The sequence below is a fragment of the Streptomyces olivochromogenes genome (assembly GCF_021538895.1).
GTDB classification, from domain to species: domain Bacteria; phylum Actinomycetota; class Actinomycetes; order Streptomycetales; family Streptomycetaceae; genus Streptomyces; species Streptomyces olivochromogenes_A.
Window position 1 is genome coordinate 1 of record NZ_JADDRL010000251.1, and the last position, 3004, is coordinate 3004.

At 71.5% G+C, this 3004-nt stretch carries 3 protein-coding genes; 1 reads left to right on the plus strand and 2 read right to left on the minus strand.

Going from position 1 to position 3004, the window contains the following annotated elements:
- Positions 1-31: 31 nt before the first annotated feature.
- On the minus strand, positions 32-1921 hold the full coding sequence (locus IPZ69_RS46635; protein ID WP_235461000.1) for a galactose oxidase early set domain-containing protein: 1890 nt from the start codon (positions 1919-1921) through the stop codon (positions 32-34).
- A gap of 245 nt (positions 1922-2166) precedes the next feature.
- Between IPZ69_RS46635 and IPZ69_RS46640 the strand changes: the two genes are divergently transcribed.
- On the plus strand, positions 2167-2568 hold the full coding sequence (locus tag IPZ69_RS46640) for a hypothetical protein (protein WP_235461001.1): 402 nt from the start codon (positions 2167-2169) through the stop codon (positions 2566-2568).
- Positions 2569-2621: 53 nt separating this feature from the next.
- Here IPZ69_RS46640 and IPZ69_RS46645 read toward each other — a convergent pair whose 3' ends face one another.
- Positions 2622-3002 carry a DUF6299 family protein gene (locus IPZ69_RS46645; protein ID WP_235461002.1) on the minus strand — a complete coding sequence of 127 codons (381 nt, stop codon included), beginning with the start codon at positions 3000-3002 and terminating at the stop codon, positions 2622-2624.
- Between the last annotated feature and the right edge of the window lie 2 nt (positions 3003-3004).

A 3004-nucleotide genomic window follows, 5' to 3' on the forward strand; every position in this document is an offset into this window, starting at 1 on the left:
CCCGGGGGTCGGACGGCAGGGGACGACGAGATCAGGTGCCGGGACCGAGCCGCACCCACTTGGCGACGCTGGGCACGCCGCGTTCGTCGAGCAGGAAGAGCAGGTAGTACCCGGGGGGCGCGTCCTTGGCGGAGGGCGGGGTCCGCAGGACGAGCTGGTTGCCGGCCCGGCTGGTGATGTCCAGTTCGATGCGGCGCTGGCTGGTGTCCACCGAGTGGGTGGAGGTGATGGGCGCCATCAGGACGGCCTTCTCGGCCAGTTCGGGCGTGCCCGTCCTGATCCGGAGCGCGGCGTTGTAGCCCTGCCGTCCGGCGGGCACGTCCGTCAGCACCGGGCGGTCGCCGCCCTGGTGCAGGTACGGCGGCTCGTAGATCTCGATGGTGCCGTTCATCCCGGACTTGATGTTCGGGTTGTTCGCGATCTCCTGCAGTTCGTCGCCGGTGACCATGATGCGCCCGTCGGGCAGCAGCACGGCGTTGGAGTGGTAGCCGCGCGGCAGCCGCTGGACCGGGCCGAGCCGCCACGCGCCGTCGAGGCCGCGCGTTTCGGTCTGGCGGTACTTCTCGTCGGCGTTGGGGTTGTACAGGCCGTTGCCGTAGTCGCGGATGTCGTAGCCGCCGTTGACGGTGAACAGCCGGCCGTCGGGGAAGATCAGCGTGTCGTCCTGGGTCCGGCCGAAGGCCCGGGCGGTGTCCTCGGTCCAGCGGCCGCCGGAGAACTTGTAGGTCTTGGGGTCGTTGCGGTCGCCGCCGAGGATCAGCACCGAGTCGGGACCGTTGGTGCCGTTGGGCAGCGCCACCGCGGAGCCGTAGTTGCGCATGCCGCCGCCGGGACGGCTGCGCAGCGGGCTCTCGGTCTCGGCCTGCGGGTCGAAGACGTACTGCTCGTTGTAGTTGCGGCCGAAGCCGTAGATCAGGCCGTCGCGCAGGGAGAACAGGTGGGGGTAGTCGGCCATGTACTCGGCCTTGACCTTCCACGTGTCGAGCGCCTGCTGGATGGGCCCCTTCGCCGGGTCGTCCGACACGGGGGTGCCCTTGGCCGGGAAGCGCTCGATCGACCGGGAGAGCTTGCCCCAGCCGGTGTCGCCGTGCCCGGAGGTGATGAACTGCCGCCCGTCGGCGCCGGTGACGACCGAGGGGTACCAGCGGCCCTCGGCCATGTCCTGCTGCCGGTACCACTTGTTGGTCCAGGGGTCGAAGACCAGGGCGAGGTGGGCGCCGGCGCCGTGGTTGCCGCCGAGGTTGCCGCCGAAGATGCCCACCATGCCGTTGGGCAGGTAGGAGTGTCCGGCGCAGAAGATCGGCGCCGCGCGGTCCTCGTCCAGGCCGTCGTCGACCGGGACGACGGGCGGCTGTACGTTCGTGAACGCGTCGGGGCCGGTGCCCTTCGCGGGGTCCCAGACGAAGGCGCGTCCGGCGTTGTCGCGGCCGATGACCTCGGTGGGCGCCGTCTCCTTGTTGGGGCTCTCCTCGACGGCCTCGAAGGAGAACAGCAGGACCTTGCCGTTGGGCAGCAGGGCGACGTGGTCGCCGTAGTCCGGGCTGGAGAAGTAGTCGGTGAACCGGCCGAACGTCTTCGCGTCGAAGCCCGCGTTCTGTTCCTTCTGCGAGTCGGCGAGCCGTTGCAGGCTCCGGGTCCGCATCGGCTGCGGATAACCCCGGTCGACGGCACGCAGGCCGATGCGGTCGCGGGCCAGCTGCTCGGCGCGGGGCCGGCCGAAGGCCTTGACCTCCTCGGGCCGGACCTCCTTGGCGAGCTGCTCCTTGGTGATGCTCACCCCGTGCGGGTGCGGATCGACCGTGCGCGCCGCGGACGGCAGCGGGACGAGGTGGGCCGGGGCGGCTCGGACGGCCGGAGCTGTGACGGACAGGACGATCGCGGCGCAGCCGGTCGCGAACGTCCACCTCCCTCTGCGGGACATCGGGGACTCCTCAGGGGACGCGGCGGCTCCCCGGGCCGGTAATGGGGGCAGCACGGGGCAACCACGCAGAGTGACGGAATGGCGTCAGTGAATCACACACCGTAGCGAATTGTGGTCTTCTGCTCGAAAGATTGACCGCTTTGCCCCGATGGGGTGTAACGCTGCGTGTCCGCGGGAGTCCCCGTCGGGACCGGTGGTTGCAATGGTCGCGACCAGTCCCCTGCCCCCTTCCGAGGAGCACGTCCATGCCCCGAACACGCACCGTTCTCGCGACCGTGGGCGCCGCGGCCCTGCTCGTCTGCGGCGCCGCCCCGGCGCTGGCCGACGGCCCCCAGCCGCCGCGCCACCTCTCCCAGTTCATCGCCGGCGGCGCCGACGGGAAGCCGCGCGAGGTGTTCTGCCCCTCCATGCAGCACGTCTACAGTGGCGGGTTCACCGTGAGCGCCGGGAGCGACTCGCGCCTCGCCCCGGAAGCCTCCGACGTCATCGAGAGTCGCCCGAACGACCACGCCAGCGGCTGGATCGTGACCGTACGCAAGGCCCAGGTGCGCAAGCTCCTGGTGCCCGGCAAGAGCCACCAGTCGGTCCCCGCCGACCTGACCGTCCACATCGCCTGCACCGACGACACGATGATGCACGGGGCCTGACGGCCCGTCGGCCCGGCACCTGTGCGGTGCCGGGCCGACGGACGGCGACGGGCTCAGCCCGCCGTGAGGGTCACGTCCTGCTCCTGGACGGCGTGGAAGTACGGCAGCGGGAGGCCGCCCTGGGGGCGCAGCTCCATGAGGGTGGCCTCGACGTGGGCCGGGCCGGCCTCGATCGCGGACGCCGGGACGGTGCCGGTGTTGCGCCAGGTGTGGTCGGCGCCGTCGCACACGGCCAGGGTGCCGCCGATGCCGTACTTGACCGGCCCGTCGCCCTGGCTGACGGAGGAGCTGACGAACACCGGTCCCTTCGCGCCGGTGCAGCGGTAGGTGCCGGAGAGGGTGACGGTGCCGTCCGCCGTGACGCGGCCGGTCGGATCGACGGTCAACGTCTCGTTCGGGTCGGCGGTCGCCGGCGCGGCGGCGACGGCGCACAGCA